Origin of the sequence: Amycolatopsis sp. NPDC101161 (assembly GCF_044768185.1) — a bacterium.
Classification (GTDB): Bacteria; Actinomycetota; Actinomycetes; order Mycobacteriales; family Pseudonocardiaceae; genus Amycolatopsis.
The window spans coordinates 826,602-847,336 of sequence record NZ_JBIWPI010000004.1; the positions used below are offsets into that span (position 1 = coordinate 826,602).

General features: G+C 70.7%; 21 protein-coding genes, 3 tRNA genes and 1 pseudogene. 6 read left to right on the plus strand and 19 right to left on the minus strand.

Translation table 11 applies throughout. The features are described from left to right. Positions 1–6: 6 nt before the first annotated feature. From ACIRSS_RS31640 to ACIRSS_RS31660, 5 genes are all read right to left on the minus strand, one after another. Positions 7–80, minus strand: a tRNA-Phe gene (locus ACIRSS_RS31640). Positions 81–111: 31 nt separating this feature from the next. Further along, positions 112–185 (minus strand) — tRNA-Asp (locus ACIRSS_RS31645). Positions 186–207: 22 nt separating this feature from the next. Continuing rightward, positions 208–280 (minus strand) — tRNA-Glu (locus ACIRSS_RS31650). 99 nt (positions 281–379) lie between these two features. Then, positions 380–1,168, minus strand: a complete 789-nt coding sequence (locus ACIRSS_RS31655; protein ID WP_400901206.1) for a hypothetical protein — start codon at positions 1,166–1,168, stop codon at positions 380–382. Positions 1,169–1,320: 152 nt separating this feature from the next. Further along, entirely contained in the window at positions 1,321–1,575 is a 255-nt protein-coding gene (locus ACIRSS_RS31660) for a hypothetical protein (protein WP_086683067.1), read from the minus strand. 1,102 nt (positions 1,576–2,677) lie between these two features. On the opposite strand from ACIRSS_RS31660, the gene ACIRSS_RS31665 reads away from it, so the two are divergent. Further along, positions 2,678–3,112: a hypothetical protein gene (locus tag ACIRSS_RS31665; RefSeq protein ID WP_400901208.1), complete on the plus strand. Its 435-nt coding sequence runs from the start codon at positions 2,678–2,680 to the stop codon at positions 3,110–3,112. A gap of 174 nt (positions 3,113–3,286) precedes the next feature. Here ACIRSS_RS31665 and ACIRSS_RS31670 read toward each other — a convergent pair whose 3' ends face one another. Further along, positions 3,287–3,490, minus strand: coding sequence for a cold-shock protein (locus ACIRSS_RS31670; protein ID WP_003097368.1), 204 nt, complete (start codon positions 3,488–3,490; stop codon positions 3,287–3,289). Positions 3,491–3,946: 456 nt separating this feature from the next. On the opposite strand from ACIRSS_RS31670, the gene ACIRSS_RS31675 reads away from it, so the two are divergent. The 4 genes from ACIRSS_RS31675 to ACIRSS_RS31690 all read left to right on the plus strand — a co-directional run bounded on the left by ACIRSS_RS31675 (position 3,947) and on the right by ACIRSS_RS31690 (position 6,631). After that, positions 3,947–5,158: an Ig-like domain-containing protein gene (locus ACIRSS_RS31675; protein WP_400901210.1), complete on the plus strand. Its 1,212-nt coding sequence runs from the start codon at positions 3,947–3,949 to the stop codon at positions 5,156–5,158. Between the two features lie 159 nt (positions 5,159–5,317). Further along, positions 5,318–5,614 carry a hypothetical protein gene (locus ACIRSS_RS31680; protein ID WP_400901212.1) on the plus strand — a complete coding sequence of 99 codons (297 nt, stop codon included), beginning with the start codon at positions 5,318–5,320 and terminating at the stop codon, positions 5,612–5,614. Positions 5,615–5,618: 4 nt separating this feature from the next. Next, positions 5,619–6,173: a SigE family RNA polymerase sigma factor gene (locus tag ACIRSS_RS31685; protein WP_400901214.1), complete on the plus strand. Its 555-nt coding sequence runs from the start codon at positions 5,619–5,621 to the stop codon at positions 6,171–6,173. 5 nt (positions 6,174–6,178) lie between these two features. Then, the gene (locus ACIRSS_RS31690; RefSeq protein ID WP_400901216.1) at positions 6,179–6,631 is read left to right on the plus strand and encodes a hypothetical protein; all 453 of its coding nucleotides are present in this window, start codon (positions 6,179–6,181) and stop codon (positions 6,629–6,631) included. 339 nt (positions 6,632–6,970) lie between these two features. Here ACIRSS_RS31690 and ACIRSS_RS31695 read toward each other — a convergent pair whose 3' ends face one another. Then, positions 6,971–8,305 (minus strand): MFS transporter, encoded by a 1,335-nt coding sequence (locus tag ACIRSS_RS31695; protein WP_400901218.1) that lies wholly within the window; start codon positions 8,303–8,305, stop codon positions 6,971–6,973. Positions 8,306–8,542: 237 nt separating this feature from the next. Here ACIRSS_RS31695 and ACIRSS_RS31700 point away from each other — a divergent pair, with 237 nt between their 5' ends. Next, positions 8,543–9,139: a PaaI family thioesterase gene (locus ACIRSS_RS31700; RefSeq protein WP_400901220.1), complete on the plus strand. Its 597-nt coding sequence runs from the start codon at positions 8,543–8,545 to the stop codon at positions 9,137–9,139. On the opposite strand, the gene ACIRSS_RS31705 is transcribed toward ACIRSS_RS31700, so the two are convergent. From ACIRSS_RS31705 to ACIRSS_RS31760, 12 genes and pseudogenes are all read right to left on the minus strand, one after another. Further along, positions 9,136–11,808, minus strand: a complete 2,673-nt coding sequence (locus ACIRSS_RS31705) for a tetratricopeptide repeat protein (RefSeq protein ID WP_400901222.1) — start codon at positions 11,806–11,808, stop codon at positions 9,136–9,138. The genes ACIRSS_RS31700 and ACIRSS_RS31705 overlap by 4 nt on opposite strands. Positions 11,809–11,861: 53 nt before the next feature. Next, a complete protein-coding gene (locus ACIRSS_RS31710) occupies positions 11,862–12,830 on the minus strand; it encodes a glutamate ABC transporter substrate-binding protein (RefSeq protein ID WP_400901224.1) in 969 nt (322 codons plus the stop codon). Then, positions 12,827–14,245: a hypothetical protein gene (locus ACIRSS_RS31715; protein ID WP_400901226.1), complete on the minus strand. Its 1,419-nt coding sequence runs from the start codon at positions 14,243–14,245 to the stop codon at positions 12,827–12,829. The genes ACIRSS_RS31710 and ACIRSS_RS31715 overlap by 4 nt, the downstream gene beginning before the upstream one ends. A 215-nt stretch (positions 14,246–14,460) precedes the next feature. Next, positions 14,461–15,723 (minus strand): GAF domain-containing protein, encoded by a 1,263-nt coding sequence (locus ACIRSS_RS31720; protein WP_400901228.1) that lies wholly within the window; start codon positions 15,721–15,723, stop codon positions 14,461–14,463. 158 nt (positions 15,724–15,881) lie between these two features. Further along, a complete protein-coding gene (locus tag ACIRSS_RS31725) occupies positions 15,882–16,361 on the minus strand; it encodes an alpha/beta fold hydrolase (RefSeq protein ID WP_400901937.1) in 480 nt (159 codons plus the stop codon). Next, positions 16,340–16,507 (minus strand): annotated as a pseudogene (locus ACIRSS_RS31730) (biotin/lipoyl-containing protein); the annotation flags it as partial. The pseudogene ACIRSS_RS31730 and the gene ACIRSS_RS31725, both read right to left, overlap by 22 nt. Next, a complete protein-coding gene (locus ACIRSS_RS31735; RefSeq protein ID WP_400901230.1) occupies positions 16,504–17,517 on the minus strand; it encodes an alpha-ketoacid dehydrogenase subunit beta in 1,014 nt (337 codons plus the stop codon). The gene ACIRSS_RS31735 and the pseudogene ACIRSS_RS31730, both read right to left, overlap by 4 nt. A gap of 17 nt (positions 17,518–17,534) precedes the next feature. After that, a complete protein-coding gene (locus tag ACIRSS_RS31740; protein ID WP_400901232.1) occupies positions 17,535–18,491 on the minus strand; it encodes a thiamine pyrophosphate-dependent dehydrogenase E1 component subunit alpha in 957 nt (318 codons plus the stop codon). Beyond that, the gene (locus ACIRSS_RS31745; RefSeq protein ID WP_400901234.1) at positions 18,488–19,522 is read right to left on the minus strand and encodes an ATP-NAD kinase family protein; all 1,035 of its coding nucleotides are present in this window, start codon (positions 19,520–19,522) and stop codon (positions 18,488–18,490) included. The genes ACIRSS_RS31740 and ACIRSS_RS31745 overlap by 4 nt, the downstream gene beginning before the upstream one ends. A 340-nt stretch (positions 19,523–19,862) precedes the next feature. Continuing rightward, complete coding sequence (locus ACIRSS_RS31750) at positions 19,863–20,087, minus strand: heavy-metal-associated domain-containing protein (protein WP_400901236.1); 225 nt, start codon at positions 20,085–20,087, stop codon at positions 19,863–19,865. 64 nt (positions 20,088–20,151) lie between these two features. Then, complete coding sequence (locus tag ACIRSS_RS31755; RefSeq protein WP_013222289.1) at positions 20,152–20,355, minus strand: cold-shock protein; 204 nt, start codon at positions 20,353–20,355, stop codon at positions 20,152–20,154. A gap of 205 nt (positions 20,356–20,560) precedes the next feature. Then, positions 20,561–20,734: a hypothetical protein gene (locus tag ACIRSS_RS31760; protein WP_400901238.1), complete on the minus strand. Its 174-nt coding sequence runs from the start codon at positions 20,732–20,734 to the stop codon at positions 20,561–20,563. Position 20,735 lies beyond the last annotated feature (1 nt).

The window sequence follows — 20,735 nt, forward strand, 5'->3', positions numbered from 1 at the left end:
CGAACGTGGCCAGGGCCGGGGTCGAACCGGCGACCTTCCGCTTTTCAGGCGGACGCTCGTACCAACTGAGCTACCTGGCCGGGAACGCCGGCAAGGAGCCGAACGATCTTGCGACCCTGACGGGACTCGAACCCGCGACCTTCGCCGTGACAGGGCGACGCGCTAACCAACTGCGCCACAGGGCCTTGCGTTTACTACAGTACTGCGTACTCCCAACGGGATTCGAACCCGCGTTGCCGCCTTGAAAGGGCGGAGTCCTAGGCCGCTGGACGATGGGAGCCCGGCCGGTTTCGGGTGACCGACCGACCGCGCTCTCAGGTCCCCCCGGGAGCGATTACAAGCATAGGGCACGTCGCCACCGCTTTGCAGCGGGGGTTCCTTAAGCCTCCGGCGAACCCGCGACCTGCGCAAACAGTTCTGCCAGCCGTCGATCGAGCTCCACCTGCTCCGGCTCGGTCAACGTCGACGACAGGAGCTCGCCGATCCGGTCGTCCGTGAGGGACTCGGCGCGGCGCCAACGGTCAAGCAGATCGGGCTTGCGCCCGGCCGCCGCGACGAGCTCGTCGGCGGCCTCCGCCAGCCACGCCGTGCGCAGCAGCCGCTCGCGGCCGCCCTCCGGGTCGGCGATCACCGCTTCCGGCACCGTCAGCCCGACCGCCCGCAGCGCCGCGAAGTGCAGACCGCCGCGCAGCTCGCGGACGAGCATCAGGGCGAACCCGAGCCGTTCGACGTCTCCCGCCGGACGTTCGGCGTTCTGCCAGCCGGCGAACAGCGCGAGCCCGCTGGCGTCGGCGGCGTCGGCGACGCGGAACAGCAGCTCCGCCAGACGGCCGGGCTCCGATACGGCCGAAAGGTTGACGCGCGACCACCGAGCCGATGACTCCGCGTAGGCACGGACGGACGCGGGCGCGTCCAAGGCCGCCATCGCGGGCGGCAGGACGAACTCGAAGAGCCAGTGCGGAAAGATCCCGAACAGCTCCGCGGCGACCTTCGGCGGCACGTCTCCGAGCACGGCCGAGCGCCCCCGCAGGTAGAGCGAACGCGGCGGCAGCCCGGCTTCCGCTTCGACCGCCGCCAGCTCCGGCGACGTCATGAACTTGCCGCCCAGCACCTGCACGACCGGCCGGATCCGGTTGGCCAGCCCCGCTGCACTCTCGATGGTCGTCATGTCCGTCCCCTTTCGACGCGGCAAACGTAACACTGTTACGAAACCCGCGTCAAGGAGAGTCATCGACCTCGCGAATCACTCACCGAAAATGGCGACAACCAGCAGAAACATCACCGGACAGGCCCAGCGGAAACCCCGCCGGGCCCCCGGCCTCAGCGCTGGACCGGCGCTTGCCCGTCCTCGTCCAGGTTCAAGCCCAGCATCTCCAGCAGCTGCACGCAGTCCTCGACCCCCAACGCGCCGTTCGCCACGGCCAGCCTGGCTCGCCGGACCTGGTCGTCCGACACCCGCTGCGCATCCGCGGCACCGCTCCGCTGAGCCGGCAACCCCCCGGCGAACGGAGCACTCCCCCCATCGGCACCTTCGTACCGAAGGAGGAACTGCCGTACTTCAACAGACCCGCTCATAGCCCCTCCACACGGCTCACAACAACTTGGCCGCGAGGCTAACCAGCGCCGGCCGCCACACACAGCCCCCCGGAGAGTGAACCTGAGGCCACGCTCCGCTCAACGCAGCGCAATCGGCACAGAGGGAGAAGGAGACCACCCGAACGACTGTCACCTGGCGCGGAAGTGACACCGCACGCGGAAATTTCCCGCTCTCCACTCGCCCAGAAGGGGAACTCGTGCAACAATCGAGGTGCTGACACACCCCCGGTCAGCGCCTGTGGAGATCCCCTCCGACCCCCGCGTTCCTCCCCCTGGCGCGGGGGTCCTCCATTTCTCGGGCCTGCTCGGGCTTCGCCCTTCGCCTGCCCGATTCATTCCGGTGTGCTGACCCGGGGGGCCGAGCCCCCCGGACCCCCACGGTGCGTCTCTTGCGGCTTTTCGGGGTGCTTGGGTTCTCGCCTCGGGCGCTGCGCGCCCTGGCGATCTCTGCCGTAGCTTCTGCTCTTTCCTGCGCCTGGCTCCTGCCGCACTCTGAGCGCTTCTTGCGGCCTGGGTTCGCGCTCCCTCCTGCCACACCTCGCGGGCGCCACTTACCTCCCGGCATCGCGGTCCCCCTGTCGCACCCAATGCCCCTTGCGTCGCGCCTCCTCGCACACCCCGGGCGCCCTTACTTCCACCGCAGCCCGCCCCTCTCCTCTTGCCCCTCCGGCGCCGCCAGCCGCGCTCCTCTTCGGGCCGTGCACTTCTGGGCGCCCCGCCGAGGCCTCCCAACCCCCGCTTCGCCTCCTGGCGTCTCGCAATCGGCCGCCGCTTGCCCGCCCACTCGCCACCCAAGCCCCACTCCCATCTCGGCAGCCGCTCGTCTCGGCGCCCGCCCCTTTCCCCTCCGGCGCGCCACACCGGCCGCTCGCCGCCTCGACCTCGCGCTCGCCTCAGCCGCCGCGTACCCAGCCGACCAGCGCCCCTCTCGTGATCGACTCGTTGCGTTAGGCCCCTGTTGCGCTGCGCATACCTCGTCCTACTCCATTCGGGTAACCGCTGGGCTGATCGGGGCGACCGCTTGGCGTGTTGTGGCTCACAGTGGTTTGTGTGGTGAGACCTAACCGTTATCGTGGCTGGCGTGCCTCTTCCCTCCCTTGGCCGCTTGAGCAGCCGGACGAACCTCAAAGCCGCGTCCTCCGGACGCCATCGTGGTGCCGCGAAGCCTGCGGATGATGGCGTTGTCGAGGACAAGGAACTCACCTCTTACCTCGCCGCACTGGCGCCCGATGCCGACAACGAAAGCACTGGCTCCGGCAAGCGCTTCGGCGAAGCTCAGGTCATCCAGCTCCGGATGAGCCTGATCGCCAACCAGCAGCTGAAGGACATCGCCGCCGAGCGGGACATCTCGCCCCAGGCGCTCGCTCAGGAATGGATCCTCGAGCGGCTCAACTGGGAAGGCCAGGCCTCCTCGCTGCAGGACCAGCGGCAGCAGGCCGGCGACCTCAGCGACCTCACCGACGAGTTCCACTTCCCCGCCGACGCCTTCGACGCGCCGGCCCTCGGGCGCCGCTGACACGAACACGAGAAAGGGCCCCCGGCGACGAATCGCCGGGGGCCCTTCGCTCAGGCCTTGGAAAACGCAGAGGGCCTGGGAGGCTTATTCAGCTGTCTCCCGTCGCGTGACTTTCGTGCGGACCTGCGGTCTGCGGTAAGGGGGCGGCGGGCCGAGCGGAACAAACCCCGGTTGTCAGATCGCGCGGACCTTCTGGGCCTGCGGACCCTTCTGACCCTGGCCGACCTCGAACTCCACCCGCTGGTTCTCCTCGAGGGTGCGGAAGCCGCGGCCCTCGATCTCCGAGTAGTGAACGAACACGTCGCCTTCGCCGCCGTCCTGCGCGATGAAGCCGAAGCCCTTCTCCGCGTTGAACCACTTCACAGTGCCTTGCGCCACCGCTGTACTCCTCGTTACACAGATCCGCTTCGAATGCCACCGAAGCGGCACCCCGACCGTCCCGGGCGGTTCCAACGAGTCGAGTCAAGAGCGTGTCGGCTCCATGGCTCGCGTCAGAAGTTCCGCGAGTGTGAAGCCACTAACACGCAAAACGACGGCCTGAGAGCAGACTACCGGGATCTGGCCAAAGTTGAACCCCGTGATCGAGGCGAAAAACGCCTGTCCGGGCCAAGGTCACCGGAACGTCGTAGGGCTCCCACCACGTTCCGGCGGACCCACCGGATAGTCTTGCGCAGCACAGCGACACCGTGATCACCGGATACGGCTCGGAGTCGCCCGTGCCCCCTCGGTGAAAGCCCTCCCGGACCTTTGTGACCTTCGTCACGCGACTCTTGCTCAACGTCACCGGTCCGCGGGACGTCTCGATGGGGGGAAGCACCAAAGGGGCAAAGGGGAATGGGTGTGACGGTGAGGACTTCCACGCGGCGCCGGGGCGCGGCTGTGGCACTGGGCTTGGTCGCCGTGCTGGCGTTGGGGGCGTGCAGCAGCGAACCGACGGTGTCGGCCAGCGGGACTTCGGGCGGGGGCCCGACGTCGGCGCCCGCGCCCACCGCGCAGCCGGCGAAGCTGACGGTGACGCCCGCGGGCGGCGCCCAGGACGTGGCGCCGGGCGAACCGGTCGGCGTGCAGGTCGCCGACGGCACGATCGTCTCGGTCACGCTGACCAACCCGGACGGCAAGCAGGTCCAGGGCCAGACGTCGGCGGACAAGAAGAGCTGGAACACCACCGAGCAGCTCGGCTACGGCAAGACCTACACGTGGTCCGGCCAGGTCAGCGGCTCCGACGGCAAGAACGTGCCGATCGGCGGCGCGTTCACCACGGTGAAGCCGAAGCGGCAGATGTCGGCCAGCCTGAACGTCGGCGACGGGCAGACGTACGGCATCGCGATGCCGATCGCGCTGTCCTTCCCGAGCCGCGTCACCGACAAGGCGTCGGTCGAGAAGGCACTGTCGGTCGAGACCACGCCGAAGACCGAAGGCTCATGGGGCTGGACGGACGGCGACACCTCGGTGCACTGGCGGCCCAAGGAGTACTACAAGCCGGGCACCACGGTGAAGGTCAACGCCAAGATCTACGGCGTCAAGGTCGGCGAAGGCGTGTACGGCAAGCAGGACGTCTCGGCCAGCTTCACCATCGGCCGCTCGCAGATCGTCAAGGGCAACACCACGCAGCACTCGATGCAGGTGATCCGCGACGGCCAGCAGATCGCCGACTACCCGGTGAGCTACGGCCTCGACTCCGACCCGGGCCGCGTCACCCACAGCGGCACGCACGTCGTGATGGGCAAGCAGGCCACCTACGCGATGAGCAACCCGAAGTACCACTACGAGAACGTCGTGGTGCCGTGGGCGGTCCGGATCTCCAACAACGGCGAGTTCATCCACGGCCTGGCGGCCTCGGTCTGGGCGCAGGGCAAGAAGAACATCTCGCACGGCTGCCTCAACCTGTCGCCGGCGCGGGCGAAGGAGTACTACGACGGCGTGCTCACCGGTGACCCGGTCGAGATCACCGGCAGCACCCAGACGCTGAGCGCCAAGGACGGCGACTACAGCGACTGGACGTACGACTGGGCGAGCTGGCAGAAGCTGTCCGCGCTCGCGGGCTGAGACCACCGAGGAACACCGGGCGGCCGGGAAGTCCAGCGCGGACTTCCCGGCCGTTCGCGTTTCCGCGGAAAGTCGGTGCAACCCCGGCGATCACCCACCGCATGACTACGGGCAGAGGCGCGACGATCCCGGTCGCGCCCGCGAGAATGAGGAGCTGTCTTGCGTATCCGCATCGCCCTGACCCTCGGCGCGCTCGTGCTCGCCGGTGGTGCCCTGTCCGGTGGCATCGCGCTGGCCGGCCAGGCACAGCCGGCGCCGCCGACCACCGCCCGGCCGACCGACGCGCCGTCCGCGGTCCCGACGGTCACCCGCGCTCCGCAGCCGCCGTCCGCCGTGCCCGCGCCGCGGCAGACGACCCGGCCCGCCCGCACGGGGCCGGCTCCGCGCGTCCCCCGTGCCGTGCCCGCCGGGCCGACCGGTGACCTGCACCTGCCGGCCATCGGGGTGGCCCGGTAGCCAGGTGATCTCCCGCTCCCGTCCGTCGACCGGGCCGGGCTCGCCGTGGGACGGCGAGTTCGCCCGGTACTTCGGCGAGCGCGCGCACAGCCTGCGGTCGACGGCCTTCCTGCTCTGCGGGGACTGGCACCAGGCCGAGGACCTCACGCAGGCCGCGCTGCTGAAGCTGTACCTCGCCTGGCCGAGGCTGTCGCGCCACGACGCCTTGGACGCCTACGCCCGCAAGGTCGTGCTGCGCACGTTCCTCGCCGAGCACCGGCGCAGCAGGTGGAAGCGGGAGCGGCTCACCGACACCCCGCCGGAGCTCCCGGCGGAACCGGCCGCGAGCGGCCAGGACGAGCTCGTCCGGCAGGCTCTGGCCGTACTGGCCCCCAAGCAGCGCGCCGTGCTGGTGCTGCGGTACTTCGAGGACCTGAGCGTCGAGGAGACGGCGAAGGCGCTCGGCTGCAGCACCGGCACGGTGAAGAGCCAGGCCTCCCGCGGCCTGGCGACGCTGCGCAACCGGCTCGGTCCGCACTACGGTGCGCTGACCTTCAGCGCGACCACGGAGGGGAGGTGACGAACATGGACTCCGAAGACGACGTCCGCGCGTACCTGACCGGCGCGGCCGGTGGCGCGCCGCCGCCGATGCGCCTCGAAGCCGCCGACGTGATCGAAGCCGGTGGCCGGGTCCGGCGACGACGCAAGCGCTTCGCCGTCGCGGGCACCTCGGCCGCGACGGCGGTCGTCCTCGCGGTGGCCGGTTTCCTGGCCGGGCACCGCGCCGGGCCGCCGGAGCCGGTGCTGCCCGCCGGCCCCGGGCTGTCCACGATCGGCACCACCTCCCCCGCGCCGACCCCGGCCCCGGAGGTCGCGCCGGCGACGTCGGTCGCGCCGCCCGCGGCCGAGCCGAGCCGCACGTCTTCGCGCGTCACGCGGGTCCCGCAGCCGCCGTCGGCGGGCCGGCCGACGCGGTCGGTGCCCACCACCAGCCGGCCGACGGACACGATCCCTCCGACGGCGAGCACGTCCCGCTGACGTTTCCGCAGGTCAAAGGCGTGGCGTAGATCACCTCGGCCAGGTGGGTTTTTGCCGAAATACCGGCCCGGGTCGGGGCGATATGCCCGGTGGTGTTCCGTTCGGACACCGGAGGAACTGCTCAGCCGGACGCTTCGCCGCCGGCCCGAGAACCCGAGGAGGAAGCACATGGTGCTCGCCGCGCTGATCGTCGAAACCGGAATCGCTGTCATGATCGCGGGTGCGCTCGCCGCTTGGTCCCGCAAGCGCTTCACTCCTCGGAGCGAAGCGAACTGACCCCCGGCGCGCGTGTGCCCCGCCCGGTGATCCGGGCGGGGCACACGGCTATCCGGGGACCGCTCAGCGTTGAGCGGCCGCGGAGGTCAGCTTGCCGCCGCTGTCCTCGGTGTCGATCTGTTCCATCGGCACCTGCGACGTCTCCGGGATCTTGATGATCGGGATGATCGCGATCAGCGCCGCCGCCATCAGGTAGTACGCCGGCCAGTCCTCGTTGCCGGTGCTCTTGATCAGCGCCGTCACGATGACCCCGCACGTACCGCCGAACAGCGACGTCGAGATGTTGTAGCCGATCGCGAACGAGCCGTAGCGCACCCGCGTCGGGAACATCGCCGGGAACGTCGAGCCGATCACGGCCAGCATGAAGACCAGCAGGATCGCCACGACCAGGAAGCCGACGAACAGCCACAGGATGCTGCCGGACTGCATCAGCTTCAGGGAGGGCCAGCTCAGCACCAGGAACCCGATGGCCGCGGTGAGCAGCAGCGGTTTCCGGCCGATCCGGTCGGACAGCGCGCCGAGCGGGATGATGATCGCCATCTGGATCACCTCGACCGCGATGATGATCAACGTCGACGTGTTGTCGTTGATCTTCAGCGTGTCGGTGAAGTACGTCGGCATCGTGGTCAGCAGCAGGTAGTCCGCGATGTTCAGCAGCAGCACGATCCCGATCAGGTTCAGGATCATCCGCCAGTTGCGGGAGAAGATCTCCTTGAGCGGCGCCTTCTTCGGCGCCTCGCCCGCGGCTTCCATCCGGCGGAACTCGGGGGTGTCCTCGAGCTTGTTCCGCAGGTAGAGCCCGATCAGGCCGAGCGGCAGCGCGACGAAGAACGGGATCCGCCAGCCCCAGGCGTCGACCTGGTCGGCCGACAGGGACAGCGTCACCGACAGCACCACGAGGTTGCCGAGCACGTACCCGCCGAGCGTGCCGAGCTCGAGGAAGCTGCCGAAGAAGCCCCGGCGTTTCGTCGGCGAGTACTCGGCGATGAACGTCGCCGCGCCGCCGTACTCACCGCCGGTGGAGAAGCCCTGGATGATCCGCAGCAGCAGGATCGCGATCGGCGCCGCGATGCCCATGCTGTAGCCGCCCGCGTACGTGGGCAGGACGCCGACCAGGAACGTGCAGCCGGACATCAGCAGGATCGTGATGGCGAGGACGCGCTTGCGGCCGATCTTGTCGCCGAGCGGCCCGAAGAACGCCCCGCCGAAGGGGCGCACGATGAACCCGACCGCGAGCAGCGCCAGCGACTTCAGGACGGCGTTGCCCTCACCGGGGAAGAAGAGTGTCCCGATGCTGGTGGCGATGGCTCCCGAGGTGAAGACACCGTAGTCGTACCACTCGGTGGCGTTGCCCATGGCGGACGCCCAGACGGCGCGCTTGACGGTTCTCTCGTCCACTGGCGGTTTGCTCGTCGTTGCTGCTGGTTCGCTCATGCCGGCGACGACCTCCTCCGTGCAGTGCCCTTAGGGCCGTTCGAGCTCATCAACCCAGTCTTAACCGGCTCTTCGGGGTCGGCAGCCTGAGCCGAAAATCTTCTACGGTGGGGAACTTTCCGGCTACTGAGAGATATGCGTTGCCTGCCTACGCCGCGGGTCGCGCGCGGCGCGCCGCTACCCGCGAGTTAACGTCAGCGCATGAGTCGTGTTTCTCAACCCTGGCCGCCGGTGCCGGTGGAGCCGGCCGTCCCGCACCCGAAGGCGCCGGCGCCGGGTACTGAGCTCGGCGTGCACTTCAGCGAGTGCTTCGGCTGCGGCGACGAGGCCGACGCCGGCCTGCACCTGCGGTCGGCGGTCGGCGAGGGCCAGGTGATCCACTCGCGGTTCACCGTGACGGCGGCGCACCAGGGCGCGCCGGGGCTGGCCCACGGCGGGCTGCTGGCCTGCGCGTTCGACGAGGCGCTCGGCTCGACGGTCGGCAACCTGATGCGCCGCCCGGCGGTGACGGGCAAGCTCGAGACGGACTTCCGCCGCCCGGTCCCGGTGGGGTCGACGCTGTTCATCGAGGCCCGGCTGGACGGCATCGCGGGCCGCAAGATCTACGTGAGCGCCGACGGCCGCCTGGACGCCGAGGACGGCCCGATCGCGGTGAGCGCGCGGGCGCTGTTCATCGTGGTCGGCTTCGAGCACTTCAGCACGCACGGCGACCCGGAGGCGCTGGAGAAGCTGGCGGCGCAGCACGAGAAGAACCGGCAGCGCGAGCGCGAAGAGCGCGACTGGGACATCAACCCCTAAGTCAGGGTCCGCGGGCGGATGGCGTTGGCGCGGTCCACGAGCTTGACGCGCTCGTCGACCGTGCTCGCCAGCCGGGCCAGGGCGCGGTAGCAGCGTTCCAGCCCGAACCGCAGTTCCCGTTCCTCCAGCGGGCACCCCAGCACCCGCGCGCCCGGGGTCGGTTTGCCCTGTTTGATCCAGTCGTGCGCGGCTTCGAGCACGCCCGCGGACAGCCGCGTCTGGCGCTCGAGGTCGAGCCGGAGCCGCTCGAGGCGGGACGACGCGTCCAGCAGGTCGTGCTCGGTCACCGGGGTCTCGCGGCCGTTGGCCTTGGTCGCCGTCGTCTTGATCTTGATGGCCGCGACCTGCGCGTCGACGTAGTGCGTCGAGGACGGCGGGACCGTCTCGAGCACCTCGACCGCGCTGTTGCGCGCGCCCTGCGCGAGGTAGACGCGCGCGAGGCCGAACGCGGCGCTGACGTACGTGCGGTCGGTGCGCCAGACCAGCTCGTAGAAGCGCGCGGCGGCGAAGTAGTCGCCGACGCCTTCGGCGCTGATGCCGAGCGCGAGCTTCGGCGCGATCTCGCCCGGCAGGTCGTCGTAGACCGATTCGAACGCGACCTGCGCGACCCGCGAGCGGCCGCCGGCCAGCTCGATCAGGCCGCGGTACCAGTCGATCCGCCAGTCGTGCGGGAAGCCGTTCTTGATCGCCAGGTACTGCGCCGCCTGCAGCTGCCGCTGCGCTTCGGCCAGCTCGCCCAGCTCGATCCGGGCGCGCACGATCCGCAGCCGCACCTCGATCGACTCCCGCGGCGCGCCGGCCAGGGCCTCGATGGCGCCGCGCGGGTCGAGCGCGGTCGTCGTGGCGAGCACGCCCGCCGCCGGGTCGTCGGTGTCGACCTGCGGGATGGGCAGGCCGGCGACGACTTCGGCCGAGCCGGGCAGCGGCACGCTCTGGCCGGCCTCCGGCACCACCAGCTGGACGCCGAAGGTGCGGCTCTCCGGGCCGAACACCGTCGACGCGCCGGGCCGCGGCTTGCCGGTGCCGAGCGCCATGATTTCGCGCAGCACACCGGTCAGCTGGTCGCCCATCTCCTCGGCGGAGAGGAACCGCCGGTCCGGGTCGGCGTGCGTCGCGCGCCGCAGGAACCGGTAGTAGGAGCCGAAGAGCGCGAACAGCGGGACCGCGTCCGGGCCGGGCAGGGTGGTCTTGAACTTGCTGGTGTAGCCGGTGAACTCGAAGCTCAGCACGGCGAGCGTGCGCCCGACGGTGAACAGGTCCGACGCCACCGACGCGCCCTGCTTCGCCAGCTCCGGCGCGCTGTAGCCGGTGGTGAAGAACAGCGGGCTCTCGTAGTCGTCCATCCGCCGGACCGCGCCCAGGTCGATCAGCTTGAGCTGCTCGTTGGTCTGGATCACGTTGTCCGGCTTGAGGTCGCAGTACAGCAGGTTCTGGCTGTGCAGGTAGCCGAGCGCGGGCAGGATCTCCAGCCCGTACGCGATGACCTGGCCGATCGGCAGCGGCTCGGGGCGGCGGCTTTCGCGGTGGTGGGCCAGCGCGAGCTGCCGCAGCGACTGGCCGCCGACGTACTCCATGACGATGTAGCCGACGGTCGTGCCGCTGTGCGCGTCCGGGTGCTGCACGAAGTTGTGGATCTTGACGATGTTGGGGTGCTCGACCTCGGCGAGGAACCGCTGTTCGTTGGCCGCGGCCGCCATCGCCGTCTGGTCACCGGTGTCGATCAGTCCTTTGAGGACGACCCAGCGGTCGCTGACGTTGTGGTCCTGCGCCAGGTAGATCCAGCCGAGACCGCCGTAGGCGATCGCGCCGAGGACCTCGTACTGGCCGCCGACGAGTTCGTGCGGCTGCAGCTTCGGGAGGAACGAGAACGGCGTGCCGCAGTTCTCGCACTTCCCTTCCGGCGCACCGGGTTTGCCGTCCTTGCCGCGGCCGACCTTCGCGCTGCAGTTGCCGCAGAAGCGCTTTTCCTCCGACACCACCGGGTTCGTCAGCACCGCCGACGCCGGGTCGCGCGCGGGCACCGGCGGGACTTCGACCAGTCCGGCGCCGAGCCGGCCGCGGCGCGAGCGCGACGTCCGCGACGACGTCCGCCGCGAGGTGCCGGGGAACGAGCCGGACCCGGACACCGAGCCCGAGCCGCTGCCGGTTCCCGTGCCGGTGTGCCTGCCTTCGCTGCTGCGTTCGGGCAGCACGCTTTCGGTGCCCGGGTCGGGCAGCGGCGTGTCCGGGCCGGTGTCCGGCCGCGGCGCCGGCGGCATGATGCTCTGGGTCTCCGGGGCCGGCGCGGCGAGCACGCTCGTCGGCTGCGGCGCGTTCGGGTCCGGGCGGACGGCCTGCGTCGGGGGCGCCACCGCCTGCGTCGCCTGGACCGGCGGCACGACGGGGTTGATGCTGCCCGGCGGCCGCGTCGGGTCCTCGGCGCCGGGGATCGTCCCGCGCACGACGGTGGGCTGGCCGCCCGGCGGCGTCGGCGGACGGCGGACGGGCGCGTGGATGACGGTTTCCTCGCCGCGGGAGCCCCCGGACGGCGCACCGTCGTCGAGGCGGCCCGAGATCGACGGCTCCGGCGTCTCCCACCGCACCGGTGGCGGCGGCTGCCAGCTGGGCGTCGCCACCTGCGGCTCGTCGTCCGGCGCGGCGTGCCGAGGACGGCGCGGCTCCTCCGACACTGCTTACCTCCCAGATCCCCGGCCTGCGGAGACCGATCCTAGTCGCGACGCGCTCACCGGTACTGCGGCGACGGCGGCGAGGCCGACCCGAGCGACGGCTCCACCCACTTGTGGTAGCTGTCCTGCCAGACGCCGGTGCCGCGGATTTCGTCGAGCACGGCGTTGACGTAGCGGACCATGTCCTCGTTGTCCTTGGGGATGCCGATGCCGTAGTTCTCCTGCGTGAACTGCTCGCCGACGACCTTCAGCGTCGGGTCCTGCGCGGCCATCCCGGCGAGGATCGTGTCGTCGGTCGACACCGCGGCGACCTGGCCCTGCTGGAGCATCACGAGGCAGTCGGACCAGTTGTCCACCGAGACCGGCACGACCTTCGCCGGGTCACGCGCGATCTTCGCCAGCGACGTCGACTTCTTCGCCGCGCACACCCGCTTGCCGGTCAGGTCGGTCAGCTTCTCGGCCTTCGACTCCTTCGCGACCAGGATCCGCTGCCCCGCCTGGTAGTAGACGGACGAGAACTCAACGTCCTGCTTGCGGGAGCAGGTGATGCTGTAGGTCCGGACCACGACGTCGACCTGGTGCGCCTTCAGGACCTCCTCGCGCTGCGAAGACGGGATCGCGCGGAACTGGACGTGCCCCTCGGAGGTGCCGAACAGCGCGCGGGCGATCGCGTTGACCATGTCGATGTCGAAGCCCTCGAGGTTGCCCGACGTCGGGTTGCGGAACCCGAAGAGGTAGGTGGTCTGGTCGACGCCGGCGATCAGCTTCCCGCGTTCCTTGATCTTCGCCATGGTCGAGTCGCTGCTGATGGTCCCGTTCGGCGGGAGGCTGGCCAGCGGGTTGCAGCTGGTGTCGGTGGTGCCGCCGGCGGTCGCGTCGGGGCCGCCGACGTGCGCGGGCTGCGGCCACGCGGCGTTGCTGACCGGGGCCGGGTCGACCGGTTTCCCGGGGCTGCCGCACGACGCCGCGAGCAGCGCGACGAGCGCCAGCACGCCCGCCCGGACCGTGTTCCGCCGCCTGCTCACCGGTACTCCCTCAGTCGCTCCCGGATCCCCATGGTGACACCCCCGGCGGCGACCACCGCCAGGACGGCGAGGCCGGGCGCCAGCAGCGTCAGCGCGGCGTCGCCGTCGTGGGTGTCGTCGAGGAACTGCTGCCTGCCGACGTCGATCGCCGCCTGGAGGCTGTCGTCGAGCCGCCGGAACGCCGGGGCGGAGCCGGTCTTGCGGTCCTCGAGCACGGCGGTGTCGACGGCTTCCTGGTACTGGCCGGAGTCGTCCTGGGTGCGGACCTGCTTGTGCGCCGTCAGCCAGTCCTGCGCGGCCCTGGTCGCGTCGGCGACCTTCGCGGCGCCTTCGCCGCCCGTGATCAGGCCGCGGGCTTCGCCGAGGAGGCCGCCCTGGCCGTCGGAGCCGACGAGCTGGGCGGCGTTGGCGCCGAAGTCGCGCTCGTACGCGGCGCCGTCGCCGCGGGCGACCAGCGTGAGCGTCTCGTCGGCGCGGGCCTGCAGCGCGGCGATCCGTGCGCGGACGAGCACGTCGACGCGGTGCGAGCCGTCGTCCTGGCCGCTGCCGACCAGGCTGCCCTGCACGATCAGCGCGACCGAGCCCCACAGCAGCGACACGACGACGGCGGCCGTCGCGACGACCAGCCCGACGTTGAGCACCCGGTTGGTCCGCCGGGTCAGGTAGACCTGCGCGACGACGAGCGCGGCCAGCAGCGCGACCATCAGGATCGTGGCGAGCCACGGGAAGCCGGTGGAGCTGTCCTGCTCCTCGATCAGCCGCTCGGTGTCGACGCGGTAGAGGTCCTGCGCGGCGGGCAGGATCTTCGCGCGCATCAGCTCGGAGGCCTCGCGCAGGTAGGACGCGCCGACGGGGTAGCCGAGGCGGTTGTTCGCGCGGGCGGTCTCGACGAGCCCGGTGTAGACGGGCAGCGACTGGTTGAGGACGTCGACCGGGGCGGCCGCGGCGGCGACGTCGGAAGAGTCGGAGGCGGCCTTCGCGAGGGCTGCGCCGGCTTCGGCGATGTCGCGCTCGTAGCGGGAGCGCAGCTCGGGCGGCTCGGTGCCGATGGAGAGGAACGCGCTGGCCGCGGTCGCGTCGGCGTCCGAGAGCGACCGGTAGACCTGCTGCGCGGCGGCGGCGAGGGGTTCGCGGTGGTCGATGACGCCGCTGATCGTGTCGTCGCGGTTCTGCACCGACAGCGTCGCGACCGTGCCGGCGACCAGCGCGAGCAGCACCAGCGCGACGGCGATCACGGTGAGCCGGCCGGGGGTGGTCGCGGCGGACCGGATGATCGCGCGGACCGCCTGGCCGGGCAGGTCCAGCAGCCCGAGGAGGCCGCTGCGGCCCCCGGCGCGGTCCCGGCCGTCCGGTGGCGGCGGTGGGGGTCCGGGCGCGGGCGCCGTGGGACCCGGGGCCGTCGCAGTGCTGGTCATCCCCGATTCCTCCCCGAAAGCCTTACCCCGAGAAGGTAGCCGAGTGGCGAGGTGCGCGGGCACGGGCACCACCCGCCGTCACCAGCACGTGATCTCCGGGCGCGTGCCGGCCGGCTCCAAACATTCACCTGTCCGAGTGAATTCGCGGAGCGCCTCCCGCGCGACGCCGACCGCACCGCACCGTCCACATCGGACCGTTCGGTCAGCGGGCGTGCTCAGCCGCGGATGGCCGGGGCGAGCGAGTGCGGCAGCACGGCTTCGGGGCTCGGCGGCCGCCTGACCAGCACTTCGACGTCGTCGGCGAAGCGGTAGGGCTTCGCGCCGAGGATGCCGCCGAAGTGGCGGCGCAGCCGGGACATCTCGGCGCGGACGGTGACCGCGCGGCTGGCGTCGCCGAAGAGGTCCGAGGACAGCTCGGACGCCGAACGGCCGTCGCGGTGGCTGGCCAGGACGTACAGCATCTCGGCGTGACGCGGGCTGAGCCGGTGCGTCCAGGTCCCGGCCGCGCCGACCACGGTGAGCTCGGGAGCGCGCGGCGACCGGACGTCGAGGACGACGCGGGTCGGCGGGGCGGCGTCGGTCTCGGTGGGGCGGATGAGCCAGCCGCCGGGGACGGGCTCGACCGCGCAGTGCCCGTACGCGGGCAGCCAGACCCCGCCGGGCGCGAGGTTCGCGGGCAGGGCGATCCGGTCGACCGGGGCGAGCCCGGCGGCCGCGGCGACCCAGCCGTGTTCGTCCGCGACGACGGCGCGTCCGCCGACCTTCGCGAGCACGGGGACGGCGAAGCCCCTTAGCCGTTCCAGTTCGGTGAGGTGGGTGGTGCGCAGCTGGGACTCGGCAAGCCGCGTCACGGCGTCGACCAGCGCCAACGTCGTCGCGTGGACGGTGGAGGCCGGGCCGGAGAGGTCGACGACGCCGAGGAGCCTGCCGTCGCGCGGGTCGTGCAGCGGCGCGGCGGCGCACGTCCAGGAGTGCTGCGAACGGACGTAGTGCTCGGCGGCGTACATCTGGACCGGGCGGCGCGCGACGAGAGCGGTGCCGATCGCGTTGGTGCCGACGGCTTCCTCCTGCCAGTCGACGCCTTCGATGAAACCGAGGCCGTCGGCGCGGCGGCGGATCGCGGCGCTGCCGTCGCGCCAGAGGACGTTGCCGCCCGCGTCGACGATCACCATGATGTGCGCGGCCTGCTCGGCGACGCTGGTCAGGCCGCCGCGCAAGGTCGGCAGCGCCTCGGCGAGCCCGCTGGCGCGGCGGCGCGCTTCGAGCTGTTCGACGGTCAGGACTGGCGCGGCGGCGCGGCTGTCGGGGTCCATGCCGAGGCGGCGCATCCGCTGCCAGGAGGCGTCGACGACCGGCCGCGGCCTGCTGGGCAGCTCCTTGCCCGACAGGGCCGCTTCGTGCACCTGGGCGAGGACGCGCGCGTGCCGCCGGGGGTCCGCCCCGGCCGGCAACGCTGCCTCGAGGTCTCGCTGCCCCAACCGCCACTCCTTGCGCTCCGCCTCAGTCTGCCTTTTCGGTTCGCTGATCGGAAGGTGGCGACAATCTCGCCGAAGGGCTCTTCGCCGGCCGGGGAGGTGCCGGCGAAGAGCCCTTCGGTGCCTCCGGCGGGGCCAAGAGCCACCGGAGGCGGGGTGGGTCAACCCGTGATCGCGGCGATCACGGCGCCCGGGGCTTCGAGGTGGACCAGGTGCCCGGTGTCCTCGACGTAGACGTCGGCGGTTCCCGGCGGCAGGACGGCGTCTTGGCGGCCCCAGACGATTTTGCTCGGTATGTCCACTGTGGACAGCAAACGAGCTGCGTCGATGGCCTGTTCGTCGCCGTCGAGGAGCGTGTCGAGGAGGCTCGTGAGGACCTTGTCGACACCGTCGTGCAGGTAGGCGGCGTTGATCGCGGTGCCGAAGCCGGCCGGGGCGATGAGCGTGAGTCTTTCGACCTTCTCCGGCGCTTTGGCTGCCGCTTTCGTGACGACCGCGCCGCCCAGGGAGTGCCCGACGAGGTGGGCTTCTCCGATGCCTCGGGCGTCGTGCTGGGGGCGATCAGCGCGATGGTGCCGCCGACCGGCACTTCCTCGCCGGCCGCGGCGATGACGCGCTGGAGCACGCCGTCGCCCGAGGATTCGAGGGTGCCGTTGATCTTGTCGGTGCCGACGTCGGCGAGGTCGTCACCGGTCTTGACCTCGTCTCCTTCGGCCACGAGCCAGTCGGTGATCCGGCCGCGTTCCATCGAGAGGCCCCACTTGGGCATCGTGACCCGGTCGATCATCGCCGGTACTCCACGACCGCCTTCGCCGCGTTGACGACCTTCTGCGCGTCGGGGATGTAGAGGTCTTCGAGCGCGTCGGAGAACGGGACGGGCGTGTGCGGTGGCGTCACCATCTCGATCGGGGCCCGCAGCGCGCCGAACGCCTCCTTCGCGACGAGCGCGGAGATGTCCGTGGCGAGGTTGCAGCGCGGGGATGCCTCGTCGACGACGACCAGGCGTCCGGTGTTCTCGACGCTCTCCAGGATCGTGTCGGTGTCGAGCGGGCTGGTGGTGCGGGGGTCGATGATCTCGGCTTCGATCTTGTTGCTGGCCAGCTCTTTGGCCGCTTCTTCGGCGACGGCGACCATGCGGCCGAACGCGACGATCGTGACGTCACCGCCGTCGCGGACGACGTTCGCCTCGCCGAACGGGATCGTGTAGCTGTCCTCGGGGACGTCGCCGCTGGTGTCGTAGAGGGCCTTGTGCTCGCAGAAGATCACCGGGTCGTCGTCGCGGATGGCCTGGATGAGCAGGCCTTTCGCCTCGTACGGGCTCGACGGCACGACGACCTTGAGGCCGGGGATGTGCGTGAAGATCGGGTACAGGCACTGGGAATGCTGCGCCGCGGCGCGCAGGCCGGCGCCGTACATCGTCCGGATGACGACCGGTGTGCGCGCGTTGCCGCCGAACATGTACCGGAACTTGGCGGCCTGGTTGAAGATCTGGTCGAAGCGGACGCCCATGAAGTCGATGAACATGAGTTCGGCGACGGGCCGTTGCCCGCGCGTCGCGGCGCCGATCGCCGCGCCGACGAAGGCGGACTCGGAGATGGGCGTGTCGAGGACCCGGCCGGGGAACTTGTGGAAGAGGCCCTTGGTGACGCCGAGGACGCCGCCCCAGGCGTCGTCTTCGCCGGGGCTGCCGGTGCCGCCCGCGTTGTCCTCGCCCATGACGATGACCGACTCGTCGCGTTCCATCTCCTGGGCGAGCGCCTCGTTGATGGCCTCGCGGTAGCTGATCGTGCGTGCCATGGCCGGCCTTTCAGTACTCAGTACGAGACGTAGACGTCGGTTTCGAGGTCGTCCTTCGTGGGTTTCGGCGCGGCCTTCGCTTCGGAGACGGCGTCTTCGATGAGCTTCGCGACCTCGGCGTCGATGTCGTCGAGGACGTTCGGGTCCAGCTCGCCGCTGTCGGTGACGCGGTCGCGGAACCGGCTGAGGCAGTCGAGCTGTTCGCGGGCGTGGGCGACTTCGCCGGCGCGGTAGGTCTGCTGGTCGCCTTCGAAGTGCCCGTAGTAGCGGGTGAACTTGACTTCGATGAGCGTCGGGCCTCCGCCGCCGCGGGCGCGTTCGACGGCTTCGCCCGCGGCTTCGTGGACGGCGAAGAAGTCGAACCCGTCGACGATCACGCCGGGCATCCCGAACCCGGCGGCGCGGTCGGCGATGTTGTCCGAGGCGACGGACCAGGTGCTGGCCGTCGCTTCGGCGTAGCCGTTGTTCTCGGCGATGAAGAGGGCGGGCAGGTCCCAGACCGAGGCGAGGTTGAGCGCTTCCAGAGTCGTGCCCTGGTTGCTGGCGCCGTCGCCGAAGAAGGCGACGCCGACGCCGCCGGTGTTCTGCTGCTTCGCGGCGAGGGCGGTGCCGCAGATGAGGGGCGGGCCGCCGCCGACGATGCCGTTCGCGCCGAGCATGCCCTTCGAGAGGTCGGCGATGTGCATCGAGCCGCCCTTGCCGTGACAGGCTCCTGTCTTGCGGCCGTAGATCTCGGCCATCATGGCTTTGACGTCGACGCCCTTGGCGATGCAGTGGCCGTGGCCGCGGTGGGTGCTGGCGATGGCGTCGCGGTCGTCGAGGTGGGCGCAGACCCCCGCGGCCGAGGCCTCCTCACCGGCGTAGAGGTGCACGAACCCGGGGATTTCGCCGGTCGCGAACTCCTCGTGCACGCGCTCTTCGAAGGCCCGGATGGTGCGCATCACGCGATACGCCTCCCGCAGGGTGTCCGTCACCTTCGACGCTCCTTCCCCAGCTCGGTTTCCGTGCGCAACAGCCCTTTCCGCGCCGCTTCCGCCATCGCCGCCCGGACGTCGACGACCCACGGCCCGTCCGGCTTGAGCTCGACGAAGGCGCTCTCGCCGGTCTTCAGTTCGAGTTCGCGCTCGCCGTCGAGCGCGATGACGCCACCGGCCGCGGCGAGTTCGACGCGCACGCCGGGTTCGAGAACGCCCCACCCACGGACCCCGACGGGCCGGACGAGCCCGGGCGCGATCGGAGCGTGCACGACGTACGGCGTCTCCCCGACGGGCCCGAGCTGCAGCGCAACGCCGGTTGGACTGGACCGCGGGCTCGGGCAGAGCTGCCCAGGAACGCTGGAGAGGCCGATGCCGTCGGGTTCGGCGAAGGTGCAGTAGAGCTCGGTGAGAGAGGAGGGATCCCACAGCGCCCGCGCCCCGATGTGCCGGCTGAGCGACACGCAGACGTCGACGAGCGCGATCTCCCGCCGCGCTTTGGTGACGACTTCGAGGACGCTGACCCGGTGCGTGACGAGATCGGGATCGACCTGCCCGGAGGAGATCAGCCCGGCCGCCAACCCGGCGACGGTCGCCTCCCGCATCTGCGGGAAAGCGTTGTTGGTCCCGGTGGAGAGGGCGAGGATCGGGACGTCCTCGCAGGCAGCGGCGGCAACGCGGGCGGTGCCATCCCCACCGAGGACGACGATGACCCCGGCCCCGGCATCGACCATCCGCCGCACGGCATTGGTCGTATCGGCGGCGGTCCCGGTGAGGGGGTAGTCGTCGCAGAAGTCGACTTCGGGCCAGGTCCCACCCCGCCCGAGCGCCTTGAGGACGGAGGCGGAGATGCCCCCGAGATCGGTGGAGACGAGGACGCGGTCGAGCCCGGTGACGGCGAAGGCGGCCAGCAGCCGCTGCACCATGTTCGCCTTTTCCGCGGTGGGGAACACGGAAGCCTGCGCGACCAGCCGGCGGATGTCCCGCCCCGAAGCCGGATTCGCGACGATCCCCGCCACCTTTTCGCCCACCTGACCTCCTGAGACCGCACGCAGGAGAACAGGAGATCCCGAGACCGGGCGGTAGCGGAAGGGTTGCAGGGCGTTGCAGTGTGCAGGATGAGGAAGCCCCCGAGCGGCTCGCGGCGGTCCAGCGCTGGCCGGGCCGAGATCGGAACCACCGGCGCCGGTCAAGCAGCGGCCCCGGCGCCAGCCACGCCGCAACGCCCACCGTCAGCGCGCTGCGGAGCCAGGCGCGTCTCGCTCGGCTGAGCCGAACGTCACACCGGCGTTTCGATCTCCATTGGACTGTCCAACCCGGAGCCCAGACGGCCGGAGAACAACCAACCGAGGCCAAGCCCCGGTGAAAACGCTACGAGACGAGACTCGCCGTACCCGCGTAGGTAAAGCCGGCCTCTTCGACCGCACCGCGGACGTCGTCCTCCGCCAGCGCCGCCTCGGCGCGAACGACCACCCGGCCGGTCGCGACGTCGACGTCCACTTCGGTCACTCCCGGCAGGCCGGTGAGTTCTTCGGTGACCGACTGGGCGCAGTGTCCGCAGCTCATCCCGGAGACGGTGTAACCGTGCTCGATCATGGTACGCAGCATACGAAAAGGGCCGCCACCCCGAACGGGTGACGGCCCTTCCCCAAGATCAAAGTCAGATCACGGTGACCGACGTGGCCTGCGGGCCCTTCTGGCCCTGGCCGATCTCGAACTCGACGCGAGCGTTCTCCTCGAGGCTCTTGAAGCCGTTACCCTGGATCTCGCTGTAGTGAACGAAGACGTCGCCGCCACCGTTGTCGGGGGTGATGAAGCCGAACCCCTTCTCGGAGTTGAACCACTTCACAGTGCCCTGAGTCATTAAAAATCTCCATATGCAACACCAAACAGGAAGCCACTTCGGCGACCCGGGTCAACACCCGGACGGTTTGCTTCCTCGGCGAGGAGACACTACGCCCGCTGAGTTCTGCGAGCGTGACTCAACACGAACACAAAAATCGAGACCTTCAGCAGTAAAGCACACCTCGAGCGGGACGGACAAGCTGTCTTCACCCGTGCGGGGTGAGCTATTCGCCACTCGCCGGGCGCAGCCCCTCCGCGCTGAACGGCGACCGCCAAGCGGTGTCGTGCTCCGCGGCGACCACGGCGTCGTCGTGGGCCTCGGCACTGGCGCTGAACAGCACCGGCACGACGCCGGAGGACTTCCGCGCTGCTTCGGATGCGTGCTGGTGATCGGTCACG

What these genes read in the sequence shown, in the direction of transcription:
- ACIRSS_RS31735 (WP_400901230.1), bottom strand. Translation starts at nt 17,517, where the DNA reads ATGGCACGCACGATCAGCTACCGCGAGGCCATCAACGAGGCGCTCGCC.
- ACIRSS_RS31700 (WP_400901220.1), top strand. Translation starts at nt 8,543, where the DNA reads ATGAGTCGTGTTTCTCAACCCTGGCCGCCGGTGCCGGTGGAGCCGGCC.
- ACIRSS_RS31715 (WP_400901226.1), bottom strand. Translation starts at nt 14,245, where the DNA reads ATGACCAGCACTGCGACGGCCCCGGGTCCCACGGCGCCCGCGCCCGGA.
- ACIRSS_RS31755 (WP_013222289.1), bottom strand. Translation starts at nt 20,355, where the DNA reads ATGACTCAGGGCACTGTGAAGTGGTTCAACTCCGAGAAGGGGTTCGGC.
- ACIRSS_RS31750 (WP_400901236.1), bottom strand. Translation starts at nt 20,087, where the DNA reads ATGATCGAGCACGGTTACACCGTCTCCGGGATGAGCTGCGGACACTGC.
- ACIRSS_RS31675 (WP_400901210.1), top strand. Translation starts at nt 3,947, where the DNA reads ATGGGTGTGACGGTGAGGACTTCCACGCGGCGCCGGGGCGCGGCTGTG.
- ACIRSS_RS31655 (WP_400901206.1), bottom strand. Translation starts at nt 1,168, where the DNA reads ATGACGACCATCGAGAGTGCAGCGGGGCTGGCCAACCGGATCCGGCCG.
- ACIRSS_RS31660 (WP_086683067.1), bottom strand. Translation starts at nt 1,575, where the DNA reads ATGAGCGGGTCTGTTGAAGTACGGCAGTTCCTCCTTCGGTACGAAGGT.
- ACIRSS_RS31690 (WP_400901216.1), top strand. Translation starts at nt 6,179, where the DNA reads ATGGACTCCGAAGACGACGTCCGCGCGTACCTGACCGGCGCGGCCGGT.